The following is a 16777-nucleotide window of genomic DNA, read 5'->3' as shown; positions in this document are numbered from 1 at the left end:
CCAGGAGGCGCGGCGTGAGCCGCGTCGACCAGTCCTGACCACCTGTGGTCGCGCCCGGCGCGACCAACGGAACCACAGCCTCCAGGCTGTCCAGAAAGGGAACGAAGCCACATGGCTGACGACAACGAGAACGGCGCCGACGAGCTGCCCGAGATCGTCCACGGCGACAGCGGGGACATCGTCGTCTCCGGTGACCGCATCTCGCAGGTCGACCTGCAGCTCGAGATGCAGCGCTCGTACCTCGACTACGCGATGTCGGTCATCGTCGGTCGTGCCCTGCCGGAGGTCCGCGACGGCCTCAAGCCGGTGCACCGCCGTGTGATCTACGCGATGTTCGACGGCGGCTACCGCCCGGACCGTGCGTTCTCGAAGTGCTCCCGCGTCGTCGGTGACGTCATGGGGCAGTTCCACCCGCACGGTGACTCGGCGATCTACGACGCCCTCGTCCGCCTGGTGCAGCCGTGGTCGCTCCGGTACCCGCTCGCGCTCGGCCAGGGCAACTTCGGTTCGCCGGGCAACGACGGCGCCGCCGCCCCGCGGTACACCGAGACGAAGATGGCACCGCTCGCGCTCGAGATGGTCCGCGACATCGACGAGGACACCGTCGACTTCCAGGACAACTACGACGGCCGCACCCAGGAGCCGGCGATCCTGCCGGCCCGGTTCCCGAACCTGCTCGTCAACGGCTCGGTCGGCATCGCGGTCGGCATGGCCACGAACATCCCGCCGCACAACCTGCGCGAGGTCGCCGAGGGTGCCAAGTGGGCGCTCGACAACCCCGATGCCACCCGCGAAGAGCTGCTCGCCGCGCTCATGCAGCGCATCAAGGGCCCGGACTTCCCGACCGGTGCGCAGGTGCTCGGCACCAAGGGCATCCAGGACGCCTACCGCACCGGCCGTGGCTCGATCACGATGCGGGCCGTCGTCTCGGTGGAGGAGATCCAGGGTCGCACCTGCCTCGTCGTCACCGAGCTGCCGTACCAGGTCAACCCGGACAACCTGGCGATCAAGATCGCCGAGCTCGTCAAGGACGGCAAGCTCGCCGGTGTCGCCGACATCCGTGACGAGACCTCCGGTCGCACCGGGCAGCGCCTGGTGATCGTGCTGAAGCGCGACGCCGTCGCCAAGGTCGTGCTGAACAACCTGTACAAGCACACCCAGCTGCAGGAGAACTTCGGCGCGAACATGCTCGCGATCGTCGACGGGGTGCCCCGCACCCTGCCGCTCGACGGCTTCATCTCGGCGTGGGTCGCGCACCAGGTCGACGTCATCGTCCGCCGCACGCAGTTCCGTCTGCGCGAGGCCGAGAAGCGCGCCCACATCCTGCGCGGCTACCTGGCCGCGCTCGACGCCCTCGACGAGGTCATCGCGCTCATCCGTCGCTCGCCCGACGTCGAAGAGGCCCGCACCGGCCTGATGGACCTGCTGTCCGTCGACGAGATCCAGGCGCGCGCGATCCTCGAGCTGCAGCTCCGTCGTCTCGCCGCCCTCGAGCGTCAGAAGATCCACGACGAGGCCGAAGAGCTCGAGCGCAAGATCGCCGACTTCCAGGACATCCTCGGGTCGGAGAGCCGTCAGCGCTCGATCATCCGCGACGAACTGAGCGAGATCGTCGACCGCTTCGGCGACGACCGCCGTACCGAGATCATGTTCGGCTACGACGGCGACATGTCGATGGAAGACCTGATCCCCGAAGAGGAGATGGTCGTCACCATCACCCGCGGTGGCTACGTCAAGCGCACGCGCAGCGACCAGTACCGCTCGCAGCATCGCGGTGGCCGAGGTGTCCGTGGCGCCCAGCTCCGCGCCGACGACATCGTCGAGCACTTCTTCGTCACGACGACGCACCACTGGCTCCTGTTCCTCACCGACCAGGGCCGGGTCTACCGCGCGAAGGCGTACGAGCTGCAGGAAGCCGGCCGCGACGCGAAGGGCCAGCACGTCGCGAACCTCCTCGCGATGCAGCCCGACGAGCAGATCCAGCAGGTGCTCGACATCCGCGACTACGAGGTCGCGCAGTACCTGGTCCTCGCGACCGAGCACGGCCTGGTGAAGAAGACCGCGCTCACCGAGTACGACACGAACCGCACCGGCGGCATCATCGCGATCAACCTGCGCGACGGCGACAAGCTCCGCCAGGCGCTGCTCGTCGACGAGCACGACGACCTGCTCCTGGTGTCCCGCCAGGGCATGTCGCTCCGGTTCACGGCGACGAACGACACCCTGCGTCCGATGGGTCGCTCGACCTCGGGCGTGAAGGGCATGTCCTTCCGCGACGGCGACTCGCTGCTCGCAGCCCGGGTCGTGTCCGACGACGGCTACGTCTGGGTGATGACCGAGGGCGGCTACGCCAAGCGCACCGCGGTCGACCAGTACCGCGTGCAGGGCCGTGGTGGTCTGGGCATCAAGGTGGCCAAGTTGGCCGTCGACCGAGGCGATCTTGTGGGCGCTCTCATCGTCGGCGAGGACGACGAGGTGCTCGTCGTGCTGCAATCGGGCAAGGTGGTAAGGTCAGCCGTGGCCGAGGTCCCTGCCAAGGGCCGTGACACGATGGGCGTCGTCTTCGCGAGGTTTGCGGAGAACGACCGGATCATCGCGGTGGCCCGGAACACCGAGCGGAACCTGGACGACCAGGACGACGCCGAGATCGAGCCCGCGGGCCCGGTGGAGACGGTCAGCCCTGCCGAAGCGGCCCCGGATTCCACTGATCCCATCGACACCGAGCCCGTCGCAGACGAGGCCGGAGAGGACCAGTCAAGCAATGAGTAGTGTCGCCGAGAAGCTCCAGAAGAAGGCGAAGCGACCCGTCGGCACCCGCCAGGTGCGGTTGCGACTGGTCTACGTCGACTTCTGGTCGATGGTGAAGCTCAGCTTCCTCATCGCCCTGGCCGGCAGCATCGTGATCGTGGTCGCCACGGCACTGGTGTGGGTCATCCTGAACCAGACGGGTGTGTTCACCCAGGTCGACGCCCTGTTGAAGGACGTCACCGGGCAGAACAGTTACTCGATCATGGACCAGTTCTCGCTGGGCCAGGTCCTCGGGTTCTCCATCGTCGTGGGCATCCTCAACGTGGTCGTCGGCACCGTGCTCGGCGCCATCGTGAGCGTGCTCTACAACCTCAGTGTGCGGATCACGGGCGGTCTGCTCGTGGGCTTCACGAACAACTGACACACCCGGGCCGGGTGGGCCCACTGCTCGATTTCGTTCCGGCGGGATCGTACGGTAGGCTTTCATCCGGTCTGAGGGGCTATAGCTCAGGCGGTTAGAGCGCTTCGCTGATAACGAAGAGGTCCAAGGTTCAAGTCCTTGTAGCCCCACCAGTTCTCCGGAACAGCACGACAATTCCATCCCGTCGCCGATCACCTCGGTGGCACTCGGGGCCTTAGCTCAGTTGGTAGAGCGCCTGCTTTGCAAGCAGGATGTCGGGAGTTCGATTCTCCCAGGCTCCACTCCCTCTGCACGAGTGCTGCTTCGCTCGTTCCTCGCTACGCCGGTCTCGGTCGTCGTGTTTGTCTGCGTGCCTTCGGCGACGCGCCGCTTCGCGGTGGCTGGGTCCGCCGCTCCTGATCGCTTTGGTCAAGTGGTCACGACATCCGCGTCATCGTCTTCGAGTGGTCACGACTTGCCGCGTGCGTGGTGGCGTGGTGGCTGGAACTGTCGTCTGCGGGCCGTCTGGACGACAGGTTGCGACCTCTCGGCGGCGTTCCCGGGGCGCGTGGCGTGACTGCGCGGCCGACGGGAGGCGCGGGGCCAGGCCGGCGCGGGCCTCCAGGCCGGTGGTTGGGCGCGCTCAGGGCACGCGGCGTGTGGGGCGACAGATGCCAGCCCGAGAACGACGAAGGGCCCCGGCAACAGCCGGGGCCCTTCGTACGAACCGGGAGGTCAGGCGGCGGGCTTCTCCGCCGTGTCGGCGTCGTCGGCGACCCACAGGTCGTCGTCGGCGCGGAGCGTCTGGTACGCGGCGTACGCAGCACCGGCGACGGCGACGACGCCGACGATGATGAGTGCGACTCCGCCGAAGCCGAGACCCTTCTTCTGCTGCGACGGGACGTACTTCGCCGCGGCCTTCTTCGCGCTCTTGCTCTTCTTCTGCGCGTTCTTCACGATCTTCTTGACCCGGGGGTCCTTCGCGAGATCGGTCACGCTGAGCACCGAACCAGCGGTCGAGACGAGTCCGGGGACCACCTCGGACTGGAACTTGTGCGAAGCGCTCTGCGCTGCCGAGGTGGCAGCGTGCACGCCGGTTGCGAACGCGGGACGGATCCCGTTGTCGATCGCGTTCTGCACGCGGGGTGCGATGTCCTTGCGAGCTGCGTCCGCGGCGTTCGACCGGGCCTCAGCCAGGATCGCGTTCGCGTGCTCGAGGACCTTGCGCTGCTCGCCGAGGAGCGAGGCGGTCTGGCCCTTGAGCTTCTTGATCTGCTTCCGACGCTTTCGCGGGATCTCGATCGTCGTCATCTGGTACCTCCATCGGATCGGCGTGCCCCCATCCTGCCACCACACTGCCTGACAGGTCACGGAACCGCAGCTGTGCAATCCGTCCGCGGTCAGGAGTACATGCGAGAATCGGAACATGTCTCTGCACACCGCTGTCGCAACGATCCACACCAACAAGGGCGACATCCGCGTCAACCTGTTCGGCAACCACGCACCGAAGACCGTCAAGAACTTCGTCGACCTCGCCACGGGCCAGCAGGAGTGGACCCACCCCGGCACGGGCAAGGTCTCGACCGACAAGCTCTACGACGGCGTGATCTTCCACCGCATCATCAAGGACTTCATGATCCAGGGCGGCGACCCGCTCGGCCAGGGCATCGGTGGCCCGGGTTACCGCTTCGACGACGAGATCTCCCCGGAGCTCACGTTCCAGAACCCCTACATCTTCGCCATGGCGAACGCCGGCATCCAGGGCGGCCGCGGCACCAACGGCTCGCAGTTCTTCATCACCACGGTGGCGACGCCGTGGCTGCAGGGCAAGCACACCATCTTCGGTGAGGTCGCCGACGACGAGTCCCGCGCGGTCGTCGACGCGATCGAGGGTGTTCCGACCGACGGTCGCGACAAGCCCGTCGAGGACGTCGTCATCCAGAGCATCGACGTCGAAGGCGTCTGACCCTCACGTGACCGACCAGGCGTACAACCCGAACAACACCTGCTACCGGCATCCGGACCGGCAGAGCTTCGTCCTCTGCCAGCGCTGTGGGCGGACGATCTGCCCGGAGTGTCAGACGCCGGCGGCGGTTGGGGTGCACTGCCCGGAGTGCGTGCGTGAGCAGCGCGCACAGTTCGCAGCGAACCGCCGAGCGTCCGGAGCCCCGAGTGGGTTCACGGTCGCTCGGCGGCGCTTCGCCATGCTCGACCAGAAGGCCACGGTCGTCATCATCGCGATCTCGGTCGTCATCTGGCTGCTCGACCAGGTGAGCGGGCGGGCGCTCACGAGTTGGCTCGCCTTCTACACGCCGGCCATCGGCACGCAGCCCTGGCGGCTCGTGACCGGGTTGTTCGTGCACTCATCGTTCCTGCACATCGCCTTCAACATGTTCGCCGTCTTCATCTTCGGACGGATCCTCGAGAACATGCTCGGGACGTGGCGGTTCCTCGCCCTCTACTTCCTCGCGGGACTGGGCGGTGATCTCGCCGTGGCGTGGCTGACTCCCGGGACCCCGGTGGTCGGTGCCTCCGGAGCGATCTTCGGTCTGTTCGCCGCGTTCTTCATCATCCAGCGCAGCCTGGGCTACAACGCAGTCCAGCTGCTGGTGGTGATGGGCCTCAACCTCCTCATCGGGTTCCTGCCCGGGACGCAGATCTCGTGGCAAGCGCACGTCGGTGGGATCGTCATCGGCTTCGTGACCGGGTACGTGTTCTCGAAGACGCGCAACGTGCGGAAGCGAGGGCTGCAAGCCGGACTCTTGATCGCCGAGGGCGTTGTGCTGATCCTGGCGATCTACGCCGCGTTCATCAGCATCGGTGGCCTCGGCGTGTGGGGCGTCTGACAGATCCCCTCGAACGCCCCGTCGCACTCCGGCGGGGCGTTCGTCGTTCCCGGGGCACACACCGCTCCTGCTCATCCACAGCTCTCCACAGCGTCCCCGGGAGTTATCCACAGGTGTGGAGAAGTCGGTGAGTTACACCAGTGTGATTATCCCCACTGTGGACTCAGCTGTGGATAACTCCGGGGTGCGGGTGTGGATGACCGTGTGGAGAGTGGGGAAATGTGTGGAGAACGGCCGGATCATCGAGGATCTGCGTTCCTCTGGTGCTCGACCTTGTGGAGAACGACAACGCCCGCCGCACCTTGCGGTGCGACGGGCGTCGAGAGAACAGCGGGCTGGAGGTCAGCGCCACCGGGTGGTCATGAGGAAGCCGACGAACATGATGCCGAAGCCGATCACGATGTTCCACGAGCCGAGGCTCGGAACCGGCAGCGTGGCGTTCGAGATGTAGAAGACGATCACCCACACCAGACCGATGAGCATGAAGCCGAACATGACCGGCTTGAACCACACCGGGTTCGGGGCGTCCCCCGCGGTGTCGACCGAGTCAGCTCGGGTCGTCCGGGCGGGCTTGGTGCGGTCCTTGTCCTTGGCCATGGCCGGTATCCTACCGTGACCACGTGTGTGGATCGGCCCGCGGACCGCCGCACACATCCCCCACGAGTACGGTGAACCGCCATGACCAGGATCCTCGTCGTCGACAACTACGACAGCTTCGTCTACACGCTCAACGGGTACGTGCAGCAACTCGGCGCCGAGACCGACGTCGTGCGCAACGATGCCTTCCCCGAGTCCGAGATCGCCGACCGGATCGCCGAGTACGACGGCGTGCTCCTGTCCCCGGGTCCGGGAACGCCAGCTGCTGCGGGCGTCTCGATCCCCACGGTGCACGCGGCCATCGCTGCCGAGACCCCCCTGCTGGGTGTCTGCCTGGGGCACCAGGCCATCGCTGAGGCCCTCGGTGCCACGGTGACGCACGCCGAGGAGCTCATGCACGGCAAGACCTCCGAGGTCGACCACGACGACAGCGCGCTCTTCGCCGGTGTCCCGCACCCCTTCACGGCAACGCGGTACCACTCGCTCGCCATCGTCGACGGCACCGTCCCCGACGAGCTCACCGTCACCGCGCGCACCGAGGGCGGGGTCATCATGGGCGTCCAGCACCGTGCGCACCCCGTGTTCGGCGTGCAGTTCCACCCGGAGTCGGTCCTGACCGAGGGCGGCTACCGCATGGTCGGCAACTGGCTCGAGACCACCGGCCTGACCGGAGCCGCTGCGCGCGCCGCTGACCTCGGGCCACTCATCGCCACGCACCGCGCCTGACGCACCCGTCTGCCGTGCGCGGACCTGGCGATCACGCTCGGGGCTGTGCCGTCCGACCGGTCGTGGGCGCGGCGGACGGATCAGCGTCCGTCGTCACCGTCGCCCTTGTCGCCGCTCGGGGTCGGGTTCTTCGCCGGCTCGTTCGGTGCCGCGCAGTAGGCCAAGGTGACGGTGCTGCCCTGGGCGATGTCGCCCTGCGGGGTGCTCTGCTGGGTGACCAGGCCGCCGGTGCACGAGTTCGACGGTGCCGGAGCGACCGTCAATCCGAGTTGCTCGAGGGACGCCTTGGCTTCGGTGTACAGCTGGTTCGTCACGTTCGGCAGCTGCACCTTGCCGTTGGAGACCGTGAGGTTCACCGCGGAGCCCTTGGTCTGGATCGAGCCTGACGCCGGGTCGGAGCTCATCACGGTGCCGGAGGGGACATCGGGCGAGTACCCGGACGTGATGGCGCCGAGCGTGAAGCCCGCACTGTCCAACGCCTGCTGTGCTGCTGCCTGTGACTGGCCGCTCAGCTCGGGGATGGCAACGGGTTCCGGACCCGAGGACACGATGACGTTCACGCTCTGGCTGCGTCCGACGTTGATCCCTGAGCCGGGGTCGGTGCGGATGACCGTCCCCTTGTCGACGTCGTCGGAGTTCTCCTCGACCTGGACCGCCTTCAGGTCGCGCCTCTCCAACGCGGCGGCGGCGGCGTCGTAGGACAACCCGGCGACGTTCGGCACCGAGACCGAGGACGACACCGGCGGCTTGCCGGGCTGCAGGTTCGCCACGAAGAAGACGACCCCGACGACGACGGCGACCGTCAGCAGGACGCCGACCCAGATCCACGCGACGGGCGGGCGGTTCTGCGTGCGCTGCGGACGGTGTTCGGCGGTGTCGTCGTCGAGCTCACGGAAGGCCGACGCGGCGTTCGAGGTCATGCGCGGATCGACCCCGAACAACACCGTCGAGGCATCGTTCGCGGCGTTCTGCTGCAGCTTCTTCGTCGATGCCGGGACGTGCCCGGCTGCGGCCTGCTGCAGATCCGAGCGGAACTCGGCGGCGTTCTGGAACCGGCGGGTGCGGTCCTTGACGAGGGCGTGGAGTGTGACCGCGTCGAGCGCCGGGGAGACCGCGGGGGTGATGGTGGACGGCGCGACGGGCTGCTCGCTGACGTGCTGGTACGCGACCGCGACCGGGGTGTCACCGAGGAACGGCGCGCGACCGGTGAGGAGCTCGAAGAGCACGACGCCGGTCGAGTACAGGTCGGTCCGGGCATCCACGGTCTCGCCGCGGGCCTGCTCCGGGGAGAAGTACGACGCGGTACCGAGGATCGACGTGGTCTGCGCGACCGTGGCCGAGGTGTCGGTGATGGCCCGCGCGATGCCGAAGTCCATGACCTTGACCTGGCCGCTGTGCGTGACCATCACGTTGGCCGGCTTGATGTCGCGGTGCACGACGCCCGCCCGGTGCGAGTACTCGAGCGCCGTGAGGATGCCCTCGGTGATGCGAACGGCCTCGTCCGGGGCGACGGCACCCTCGGCGATGATGTCGGAGAGCGGCCGCCCCTCGACGTACTCCATCACGATGAAGGGGACCTGCACCTCGGCACCCGACGGCTCGGACACCGTCTCTTCGCCGGCGTCGTAGACGCGGACGACGGTCGGGTGCGCCATGCGCGCAGCGGCCTGGGCTTCCTGGCGGAACCGCGTGCGGAAGACCGGGTCGTTCGCGAGGCTCGGCTTGAGGAGCTTCACCGCGACCTTCCGGCCGAGGCGGGTGTCGTTGCCGAGGTGCACGGTCGCCATGCCGCCTCGACCGATGACGTCACCGATCTCGTAGCGATTCGCGAGGAGCGTGATCCCCGCGGTCACACCTTCTGGCACGTACTCCTCCGTCTGTCGGTCCGGGCTAGTGTACGGCAGCCCCACCTGGTGGGAGGCTGGTCACCGCGCGCTCGACCGAACCGTTACCGAACGGTGTCGACAGTCCCCGTCCGGGGGGCGTTCAGTTCGGGTCCTGCGGACCCTGGCTGGGGTTGTTGCCCTCGGTCGGGTCGGTGGTCGGCTCGTCGGTGGCCTCCCACGTGGCGCTCGTGGTGGACGAGCTCGGCGAGGTCAGGTCGCCGCACTTCGCCGTGTACGAGAGCGAGATCGTGCCCGGTTCGGCGCCCGTGACCTCGATCGAGGTCGTGGTCACGGTGCCGGTGGACTGGTTCTTCCCGTCGGTGCCGTTGTTGATCGTGTAGTTGTACCCGCTCAACGAGTGGCCGGCCGGGCACGCCGTGAAGGCGTTCCACGAGAACGTCACCTTGCCGTCCGACGAGACCGTCCCGGCGGTCGGGGCATCGGGTGCGGTCGTGACGGTCGGCACCGCGGTGTACGCCTTGATGGTCACGAGCGTGCCGGGTTCGAGGTTGCCGGTGGGGTCGAGTGACTGCACCGTGCCGACCTGACCGGCGTTGGCAGCCGGGTCGCCGTCGACGATCGTCGCCTCGAGCCCGAGCTGCTGCAGGCGCGCCTGGGCCTCCGTCGCCTGCACGCCGGTGTAGTCCGCCAGGGACACCGTCACCCTGCTCGGTGAGGGCGTGGGGGTCGGCGTCGGCGTCGGGGTCCGGCTCGGTTTCGGGGAACTCGAGCTCTTCGTCGGAGCGGGCTCCGGGTCGCCTGCACCGTTCAGGGCGACGGCTCCGATGACGGCTGCGATGGCGAGCACGACGACGACACCGACGACCCACCAGATCCAGGCGCGCTTCTTCTTCGGCTCGTCGGAATCGTCGGAGACGGGCGAGCCGGGGGTACCCGCGCCACCGGCCACCGCGCCGGCCTGGGTGCCGATGAGTGCGGTCGCGGCGTCGTTCCCCTGGCCCTGCGGCGGGTTGAACGCGACGGTGCCGTTCTGCGCGATCGCGGGGACGGCCACGGTGGCTGCGGCCACGTCACCACGACGGAGCGCCTGTGCGGCACGGGCGAGGTTGGCGGCCGTCGCGGGACGGTCGGCGGGCTTCTTCGCGATGCACGAGATGACCAGGGCCGAGACGGGCTCCGGGATGTCCCCGGGCAGCGGCGGCGGCTGCTCGTTGATGTGTGCCATCGCGATCGCGACCTGCGACTCACCGGTGAACGGACGACGACCCGCCAGGGCCTCGTACGCGACGATGCCGAGCGAGTAGATGTCGGTCGACGGCGAGGCGGGGTGGCCGCTCGCCTGCTCGGGCGACAGGTACTGCACCGTGCCCATCACCTGACCGGTCGCGGTGAGCGGGACCTGGTCGGCGATGCGGGCGATGCCGAAGTCGGTGATCTTGACGCGCCCGTCGGGCGTGATGAGCAGGTTGCCGGGCTTGATGTCGCGGTGCACCAGGCCGACCGCGTGCGCGGCCTGCAGGGCGTTCGCGGTCTGCGCGACGATGTCGAGCACCTTGTCGACCGGGAGCGTGTGCTCGCGCTCGATCATGGTCGACAGGGCCTCGCCGGGGACGAGCTCCATCACGAGGTAGGCGCTGCCGTCCTCCTCGCCGTAGTCGAAGACGTTGGCGATGCCCTCGTGGTTGACGAGGGCAGCGTGCCGGGCCTCGGCGCGGAAGCGCTCGAGGAAACCGGGGTCACCGAGGTACTCGTCCTTGAGGATCTTGAGTGCGACGGTTCGGCCGATGACGAGGTCGGTCGCCTGCCACACCTCGCCCATGCCGCCGATGGCGACCCGGGAGGAGAGCTGGTACCGCCCACCGAAGGTGAGTCCGCTGGTGGGTCTCATTTGTTCAGCACCGCCTCCATGACTTTCTTCGCGACCGGGGCCGCGACCGTGTTGCCGACTCCGGACTGCCCGAGCCCGCCGCCGTTGCCGACGACGACCGCCACGGCGACCTCCGGGTCCTTGGCGGGGGCGAACCCCGTGAACCAGAGCGTGTAGGGATCGCCGGTGCCACCTTCGGCCGTGCCGGTCTTGCCGGCGACGTCGACACCGTCGATCTTGGCATTGGTACCGGTCCCCGCGTTCACGACGCTCTGCATGGCCTCGGTGAGGTCAGCGGACTCGGAGGGTGACAGCGGATCACTGTACTGCTTCGGGGAGAAGGACTCGACCGTCTTCAGGTCGCTCGTGGTGATCGAGTCGATCAGCGACGGCTGCATGACCTTGCCACCGTTCGCGATGCCGGCCGACACCATCGCCATCTGCAGCGGGGAGACTCGGACGCTGGCCTGGCCGAAGGCGCTCAGCATGAGCTGGGCCGTCGAGTCGACGTCGGGGTACTGGCTCGCGGTGGCAGCCATCGGGACCTCGATCGCGTCGCCGAAGCCGTACTTGTCGGCCATGCTCTTGATCGCGTCGTACCCGAGCTTCTGGCCGAGTTCCGCGAAGGGGATGTTGCAGGAGTACTGGATGGCCGTGCGGAGCTTGACCTTGTCGCCACCGCCGCAGGTGCCACCCTCGGCGTTGTTGATGTAGGAGCTCGTCCCGGGCAGCTGTAGTCGCGACGGGTTCGGGAACGTGGAGTCGAGGTTGTACTTGCCGCCCTCGAGTGCCGCGGAGGCCACCACGAGCTTGAACACCGACCCGGGCGTGTACAGGTCACCGCCGATGGCGCGGTTCTGCAACGGGGCGGTGTCGGCGCCGAGCAGGGCGTCGTACTGCCGCTTGACCTCGGCCGTGTCGTGCGAGGTGAGCGAGTTCGGGTCGTAGCTCGGCTTCGAGACCATCGCGAGGATCTTGCCGGTCTTCGGCTGGATCGCGACGACGGCACCGCTGTTGGTGCCGAGTGCGTCGTACGCGGCCTGTTGCACGTCGGGGTCGATGGTCAGGTTGACGTTGTCGCCCTGGACGTCCTGGCCGGTGAGGATCGAGTTGAGGTTCTGGAAGAACGAGGCGTCGGAGTTGCCCGACAGCACGGTGTTCTCCGCGCTCTCGATGCCGGTGTTGCCCTGCCCGATCGTGAAGTACCCGGTCACCGCCGAGTACAGGTCGCCGTTCGTGTACTTCCGCTGGTACTGGTACTGGTCGTCCACCGGGGTCGACTCGGCGATCGGGCTGCCGTCGACGAGGATCGCGCCACGCTTGGTTGAGTAACTGTCCAAGATGGTTCGGGAATTCCGGGAGTCGGCGCGCAACGAGTCGGCTGCGAAGAACTGGATCGACGTCGTCGACACGAAGAGTGCGACGAACATGAGCACGATGACGGTCGAGACACCGCGGAGCTGTCGGTTCATCGACGACGCTCCTTCCTGGTCCGCCCGCTCGCGGCGGGCAGCGCGCCCTGCTGGACACGCTGTTCGGCGGGGATCGAGTCGGTCAGGCGCAGCAGCATCGCGGCGATGATCCAGTTGGCGATGAGTGACGAACCACCGGCGGCCATGAACGGCGTCGTCAGGCCCGTCACCGGGATGATCCGGGTGATGCCGCCGACGACCACGAACACCTGCAGGGCGATGATGAAGCCGAAGCCGACACCGAGCAGCTTGCCGAAGTCGTCCTGCGCCATGAACCCGACGCGGATGCCACGCGATGCGAACACGATGAAGAGGGCGAGGATCGCGAAGACGCCGATCAGGCCGAGCTCCTCACCGAGCGACGCGACGATGTAGTCGGCGTTGGCGACCGGCGTGATGTACGGCCTGCCCTGCCCGAGCCCGGTTCCGGTGATCCCGCCGTTCGCGAACCCGAACAGGCCCTGCACGAGCTGGTAGCTCGCCTGGGTGTCGCGGCTGAAGACCTCTTGGTTGAACGGGTCGAGCCACTGTTCGAAGCGGCCGCGCACGTACTCCAGGACGCTCTGCGCGACGAGGGCACCACCGATGAACAGCGTGAGCCCGATCGCGACCCAGCTGACGCGTGCCGTGGCGACGTAGATCATCACGAGGAACAGGCCGAAGTACAGCAGGGCGGTGCCGAGGTCGCGCTGGAACACGAGGACGGCCATCGCGGCGCCCCACATCACCAGGATCGGACCGAGGTCACGGGCACGCGGGAACGTCATGCCGAGGAACTTCTTGCCGACGATCGACAGCGAGTCGCGGGCGGTGACGAGGTACCCGGCGAAGAACAGCGCCATGGTGATCTTCGCGAGTTCACCGGGCTGGAACGAGAACGGGCCGATCTTGATCCAGACCCGCGCGCCACCGATGTTCGTGCCGATGCCCGGCAGCATCGGCAGGAGCAGCAGGACGATCGTCAGCGCCATGAAGATGTAGCGGTACCGCTGCAGGAACCGGTGGTTGCGGACGGCGACGAGCGTGATGATCGCCAGGACCATCGCGAGCATCGTCCAGACGATCTGCTTCACGCCGATGGCGTCCCAGCCGGACAGGCCGTTGTGGACGTCGATGCGGTAGATCTCGGCGATGCCGATGCCGTTCAGGACGAGCGCGATCGGCAGGATGAACGGGTCGGCGTTCTTCGCCACGACCCGCAGCACCACGTGCATGACGAGTGCGAGGCCGAGGATGCCACCGCCGACCCAGAGCACCGACTGGTCGAACAGCCGGCCCTTGGTGCCGAGCTGCACGAGCACCATCGCACCCGCGCAGATGCCGCACGCGATGACGAGCAGGAAGAGCTCGAGGTTCCGCGCGCGGGCGGGCTCCCGGAGCTTGATCGTGATCGCCTGGGTGAAGGACTGGGCGGCCGTGGCGTTGCTCATCGCGGGCTCCGCGTCGGGTTCGGCGACGGTGATCGGGTCGGCGAGGGCGACGGTGACGAGCTGACGTCCCCGTCCCCACCGGTGCCGGCCTGGTCCTCGCCGGTCGCGGCGGCCTTGCGCAGGCGGTCGACGATGTCACGCGCGTCGGTGAGGGACTGCGCGTTGATCGTCGAGCGGACGTTCTCGCGGGTGTAGTCCGGCAGCGACGAGACCGTGATGTCGGTGTCCTCGTACACGTCGGACAAGGCCAACGGCCCGATCGACTGCTGCACGCCCTTGTAGATCGCGACGGTCCCGCGGTCGGTGCCGACGTAGTAGTGGTCCTGCGTGATCCGCCAGCCGATGAACACCGCGCCGACGAGCACGGCGACCGCGACCACGAGCGCGACGGTCCAGGAAACCCGACGGCGGATGCGGCGTCGGCGGTCCTCGGCGATGAGCTCGGCGAAGAACTGGTCGGACTCGGGCTCGAAGTGCGAGTCCTCGGGCGCGGTGGTGACCTTGAGCGGGTGCAGCAGGATCGTGGGGAGGCGGATCGGCTTGCGGCCGGTCGACGCCTCGAAGGTGAGCGGTGCCGCAGCGGAGCCGACCGTGGTGGCCGCGTCGTCGTCGTCCTCGGGTTCGGTGTCCGTGACGTCCATCACCACGACGGTGACGTTGTCGGGGGCGCCGTGGTCGAGCGTCTCCTTCACCAGGCGCTGCGTGACCTGGTTGGCGTCCATGTTCGAGGCCAGGGCGTGGCGGATTCGCTCTTCGGCCAGGTACGAGGACAGGCCGTCGGAGCAGAGCAGCCAGCGGTCGCCCGGCTGGATGTCCATGATCGCCGTGTCGACCTCGGGTGCTGCGTCGACGTCACCGAGCACGCGCATCAGCACGGAGCGACGCGGGTGGACCGCGGCTTCCTCCGGCGTGATCCGGCCGCTGTCGACGAGACGCTGGACGAAGGTGTGGTCGGACGTGATCTGCTGCAGCTCGCCGTCGCGGTGACGGTAGATGCGGGAGTCACCGATGTGCGCGATCGCGATCTGCTCGCCGACGCGGATCATCGCGGACACCGTGGTGCCCATCCCGGTGAGCTCCTGGTGCTCGAACACGGTCTCGGTGATCAGCTGGTTCGCCGCGATGAGTGCCGACTGCAGCGCGAACTCGGCGTCGTGCGCCGACGGGAACTCGCGGTCGACCTCGCGGATGCGCCGGATCGCGATCGCCGAGGCGACGTCACCGCCGGCGTGGCCGCCCATGCCGTCCGCCACCGCGAACAGGTGCGCCCCGGCGTAGCCGGAGTCCTGGTTGTTCGCGCGGATGCGCCCCACGTGGGACACAGCGGCGCTCAGCGTGCGAGCGGTCATGCCGGGTTACCGCCGCAGCTCGAACGTCGTCGTCCCGATCGTGATGGGCGTGCCCTCTGCCACGAGGACGGGAGCGCTCACCTTCTGACCGTTGACGAAGGTGCCGTTCGTGGACTCGAGGTCGGTGAGGAGCCAGCCGTCGGCGCGGAGGTCGAGGCGGGCGTGGTTGGTCGAGGTGTAGTCGTCACGGATCACGACGTTCGACTCGCTCGAACGTCCGATCGTGATGGGGCCGCCACCCAGGGGCATCTCCATGCCCTCGCGTGCACCCTCGGTGATGACCAGGCGGGACGCGGCCGGCGAGGCGGGCCGTTGCGCACCGCCGGGTTGCCCGATCACGTCGGTGAACGCACCGCTCGAGGCGGGGCCGGGGGCCGCCGCCGCCGGGACGGTGGGGGTGCTCGGTCCGGACGGCGCCGACTTGGGATCGGTCGGGATCGTGCGGACGCGCTGGCCGAAGAGATCGCTGCGCAGGGCGAACACGATCACGAACACGAACAGCCAGAGCACCGCGAGGAACGCGAAGCGCAGGACGAGCAGGGTCAGGCCTGTGGTCATCGAGCACCTCCGTCGTTCTCCGGGATCACCCGGAACACCATACGGGTACGACCGATCTCGATGGTGGAGTCCGGCTCGACGATCGCCTGCTGGAAGTGCTGACCGTTCAGCTTCGAGCCGTTCGTGGAGCCGAGATCGGTGGCCTGGGCGTGCTTGCCGTCCCACAGCACCTCGACGTGCTTCCGGCTCGTCCCGGTGTCCGCGATGGTGATGTCGGCGTCGCTGCCGCGCCCGATCACCGTGCGCCCGCGGTGCAGTCGGTGTCGCTGCGAGCCGATGTCGAGCACCGGGATCCAGGCCACGTCGCGCTGCACGGTGGTGGAGTCGACCTGCAGGATGCCCGTCGAGAGCGTGCCGTCCTGCTGGAGCCGGATGGTGACCGGGCCGGAGAACGAGTAGTTCTGCGCGACGGCGTGTTGGTGCACCATCTGGGTCAGTTCGTCGATGAGCGGGCGACCGACGTCGTTCATACGTGTGAAGTCCGGCGGTGCCAGGCGCACGGTGAACTCGTTCGGCACGAGGATGCGCTCGCGGGAGACCACTGCAGCCTTCGTGTCGAGCTCGCGCCGCAGGGCGCTCGAGATCTCGACGGGCTGCACCCCGGAGCGGAAGGTCTTCGCGAACGCGCCGTTGACGGCGCGTTCCAACCCTCGCTCGAAGTTGTCCAGCAGGCCCATGCGTCTCCCGTGTCGTCGGTCGTCAACCACTGCATGGTAGTGGTTGGCGTTGACACCCGTCTGTGCGTGGTAGTGTTTCGGGGCTGGCGCGAGTGGCGGAATTGGTAGACGCGCACGGTTCAGGTCCGTGTGCTGGAAACGGCGTGGGGGTTCAAGTCCCCCCTCGCGCACCAGGCGAAGAACAGGAAAGGCCCCGGAGGAATCCGGGGCCTTTCCTGTTTCTCGGGCGCGGGCAGGGGCCGGCCGTCGACGCGTGTGGC

General features: G+C 68.0%; 14 protein-coding genes and 3 tRNA genes. 8 read left to right on the top strand and 9 right to left on the bottom strand.

What is annotated here, in order from left to right:
- Positions 1–111: 111 nt before the first annotated feature.
- From gyrA to DEJ00_RS10795, 4 genes are all read left to right on the top strand, one after another.
- A complete protein-coding gene (gene gyrA, locus DEJ00_RS10810) occupies positions 112–2769 on the top strand; it encodes a DNA gyrase subunit A (protein ID WP_027466921.1) in 2658 nt (885 codons plus the stop codon).
- Entirely contained in the window at positions 2762–3169 is a 408-nt protein-coding gene (locus DEJ00_RS10805) for a DUF3566 domain-containing protein (RefSeq protein WP_027466922.1), read from the top strand. Before gyrA ends, DEJ00_RS10805 begins: the two co-directional genes overlap by 8 nt.
- 75 nt (positions 3170–3244) lie before the next feature.
- Positions 3245–3321: transfer RNA gene (locus tag DEJ00_RS10800), tRNA-Ile, on the top strand.
- 56 nt (positions 3322–3377) lie between these two features.
- Positions 3378–3450 (top strand) — tRNA-Ala (locus DEJ00_RS10795).
- A 433-nt stretch (positions 3451–3883) separates the two neighbouring features.
- Here the strand turns inward: DEJ00_RS10795 and DEJ00_RS10790 are convergent.
- A complete protein-coding gene (locus DEJ00_RS10790) occupies positions 3884–4459 on the bottom strand; it encodes a hypothetical protein (protein ID WP_051597033.1) in 576 nt (191 codons plus the stop codon).
- 115 nt (positions 4460–4574) lie between these two features.
- On the opposite strand from DEJ00_RS10790, the gene DEJ00_RS10785 reads away from it, so the two are divergent.
- Both DEJ00_RS10785 and DEJ00_RS10780 read left to right on the top strand, forming a co-directional pair.
- A complete protein-coding gene (locus tag DEJ00_RS10785) occupies positions 4575–5114 on the top strand; it encodes a peptidylprolyl isomerase (RefSeq protein WP_027466924.1) in 540 nt (179 codons plus the stop codon).
- A gap of 238 nt (positions 5115–5352) precedes the next feature.
- Positions 5353–5994, top strand: coding sequence for a rhomboid family intramembrane serine protease (locus DEJ00_RS10780; RefSeq protein ID WP_309148141.1), 642 nt, complete (start codon positions 5353–5355; stop codon positions 5992–5994).
- A gap of 342 nt (positions 5995–6336) precedes the next feature.
- Here DEJ00_RS10780 and DEJ00_RS10775 read toward each other — a convergent pair whose 3' ends face one another.
- Positions 6337–6591, bottom strand: coding sequence for a cell division protein CrgA (locus tag DEJ00_RS10775; RefSeq protein ID WP_027466926.1), 255 nt, complete (start codon positions 6589–6591; stop codon positions 6337–6339).
- 81 nt (positions 6592–6672) lie between these two features.
- On the opposite strand from DEJ00_RS10775, the gene DEJ00_RS10770 reads away from it, so the two are divergent.
- On the top strand, positions 6673–7317 hold the full coding sequence (locus DEJ00_RS10770) for an aminodeoxychorismate/anthranilate synthase component II (RefSeq protein ID WP_111057335.1): 645 nt from the start codon (positions 6673–6675) through the stop codon (positions 7315–7317).
- An 80-nt stretch (positions 7318–7397) separates the two neighbouring features.
- On the opposite strand, the gene pknB is transcribed toward DEJ00_RS10770, so the two are convergent.
- From pknB to DEJ00_RS10735, 7 genes are all read right to left on the bottom strand, one after another.
- Positions 7398–9182 (bottom strand): Stk1 family PASTA domain-containing Ser/Thr kinase, encoded by a 1785-nt coding sequence (pknB, locus tag DEJ00_RS10765; protein WP_258373643.1) that lies wholly within the window; start codon positions 9180–9182, stop codon positions 7398–7400.
- A gap of 121 nt (positions 9183–9303) precedes the next feature.
- Entirely contained in the window at positions 9304–11052 is a 1749-nt protein-coding gene (locus DEJ00_RS10760) for a serine/threonine-protein kinase (protein WP_111057333.1), read from the bottom strand.
- A complete protein-coding gene (locus tag DEJ00_RS10755) occupies positions 11049–12503 on the bottom strand; it encodes a penicillin-binding protein 2 (protein ID WP_027466930.1) in 1455 nt (484 codons plus the stop codon). The genes DEJ00_RS10760 and DEJ00_RS10755 overlap by 4 nt, the downstream gene beginning before the upstream one ends.
- Positions 12500–13933 (bottom strand): FtsW/RodA/SpoVE family cell cycle protein, encoded by a 1434-nt coding sequence (locus DEJ00_RS10750; protein WP_111057332.1) that lies wholly within the window; start codon positions 13931–13933, stop codon positions 12500–12502. The genes DEJ00_RS10755 and DEJ00_RS10750 overlap by 4 nt, the downstream gene beginning before the upstream one ends.
- A complete protein-coding gene (locus DEJ00_RS10745; RefSeq protein WP_111057331.1) occupies positions 13930–15282 on the bottom strand; it encodes a Stp1/IreP family PP2C-type Ser/Thr phosphatase in 1353 nt (450 codons plus the stop codon). The genes DEJ00_RS10750 and DEJ00_RS10745 overlap by 4 nt, the downstream gene beginning before the upstream one ends.
- A 6-nt stretch (positions 15283–15288) precedes the next feature.
- Positions 15289–15840 carry an FHA domain-containing protein gene (locus DEJ00_RS10740; RefSeq protein WP_110861913.1) on the bottom strand — a complete coding sequence of 184 codons (552 nt, stop codon included), beginning with the start codon at positions 15838–15840 and terminating at the stop codon, positions 15289–15291.
- Positions 15837–16517 (bottom strand): DUF3662 and FHA domain-containing protein, encoded by a 681-nt coding sequence (locus DEJ00_RS10735; protein WP_110863674.1) that lies wholly within the window; start codon positions 16515–16517, stop codon positions 15837–15839. Before DEJ00_RS10735 ends, DEJ00_RS10740 begins: the two co-directional genes overlap by 4 nt.
- Positions 16518–16603: 86 nt before the next feature.
- Here DEJ00_RS10735 and DEJ00_RS10730 point away from each other — a divergent pair.
- Positions 16604–16690 (top strand) — tRNA-Leu (locus DEJ00_RS10730).
- The last annotated feature ends 87 nt before the right edge of the window (positions 16691–16777 follow it).

Source organism: Curtobacterium sp. MCLR17_039 (assembly GCF_003234745.1).
GTDB lineage: Bacteria > Actinomycetota > Actinomycetes > Actinomycetales > Microbacteriaceae > Curtobacterium > Curtobacterium flaccumfaciens.
The sequence above is the reverse complement of the archived record's forward strand: the minus strand, read 5'-3'. Positions and strand labels throughout refer to the sequence as shown.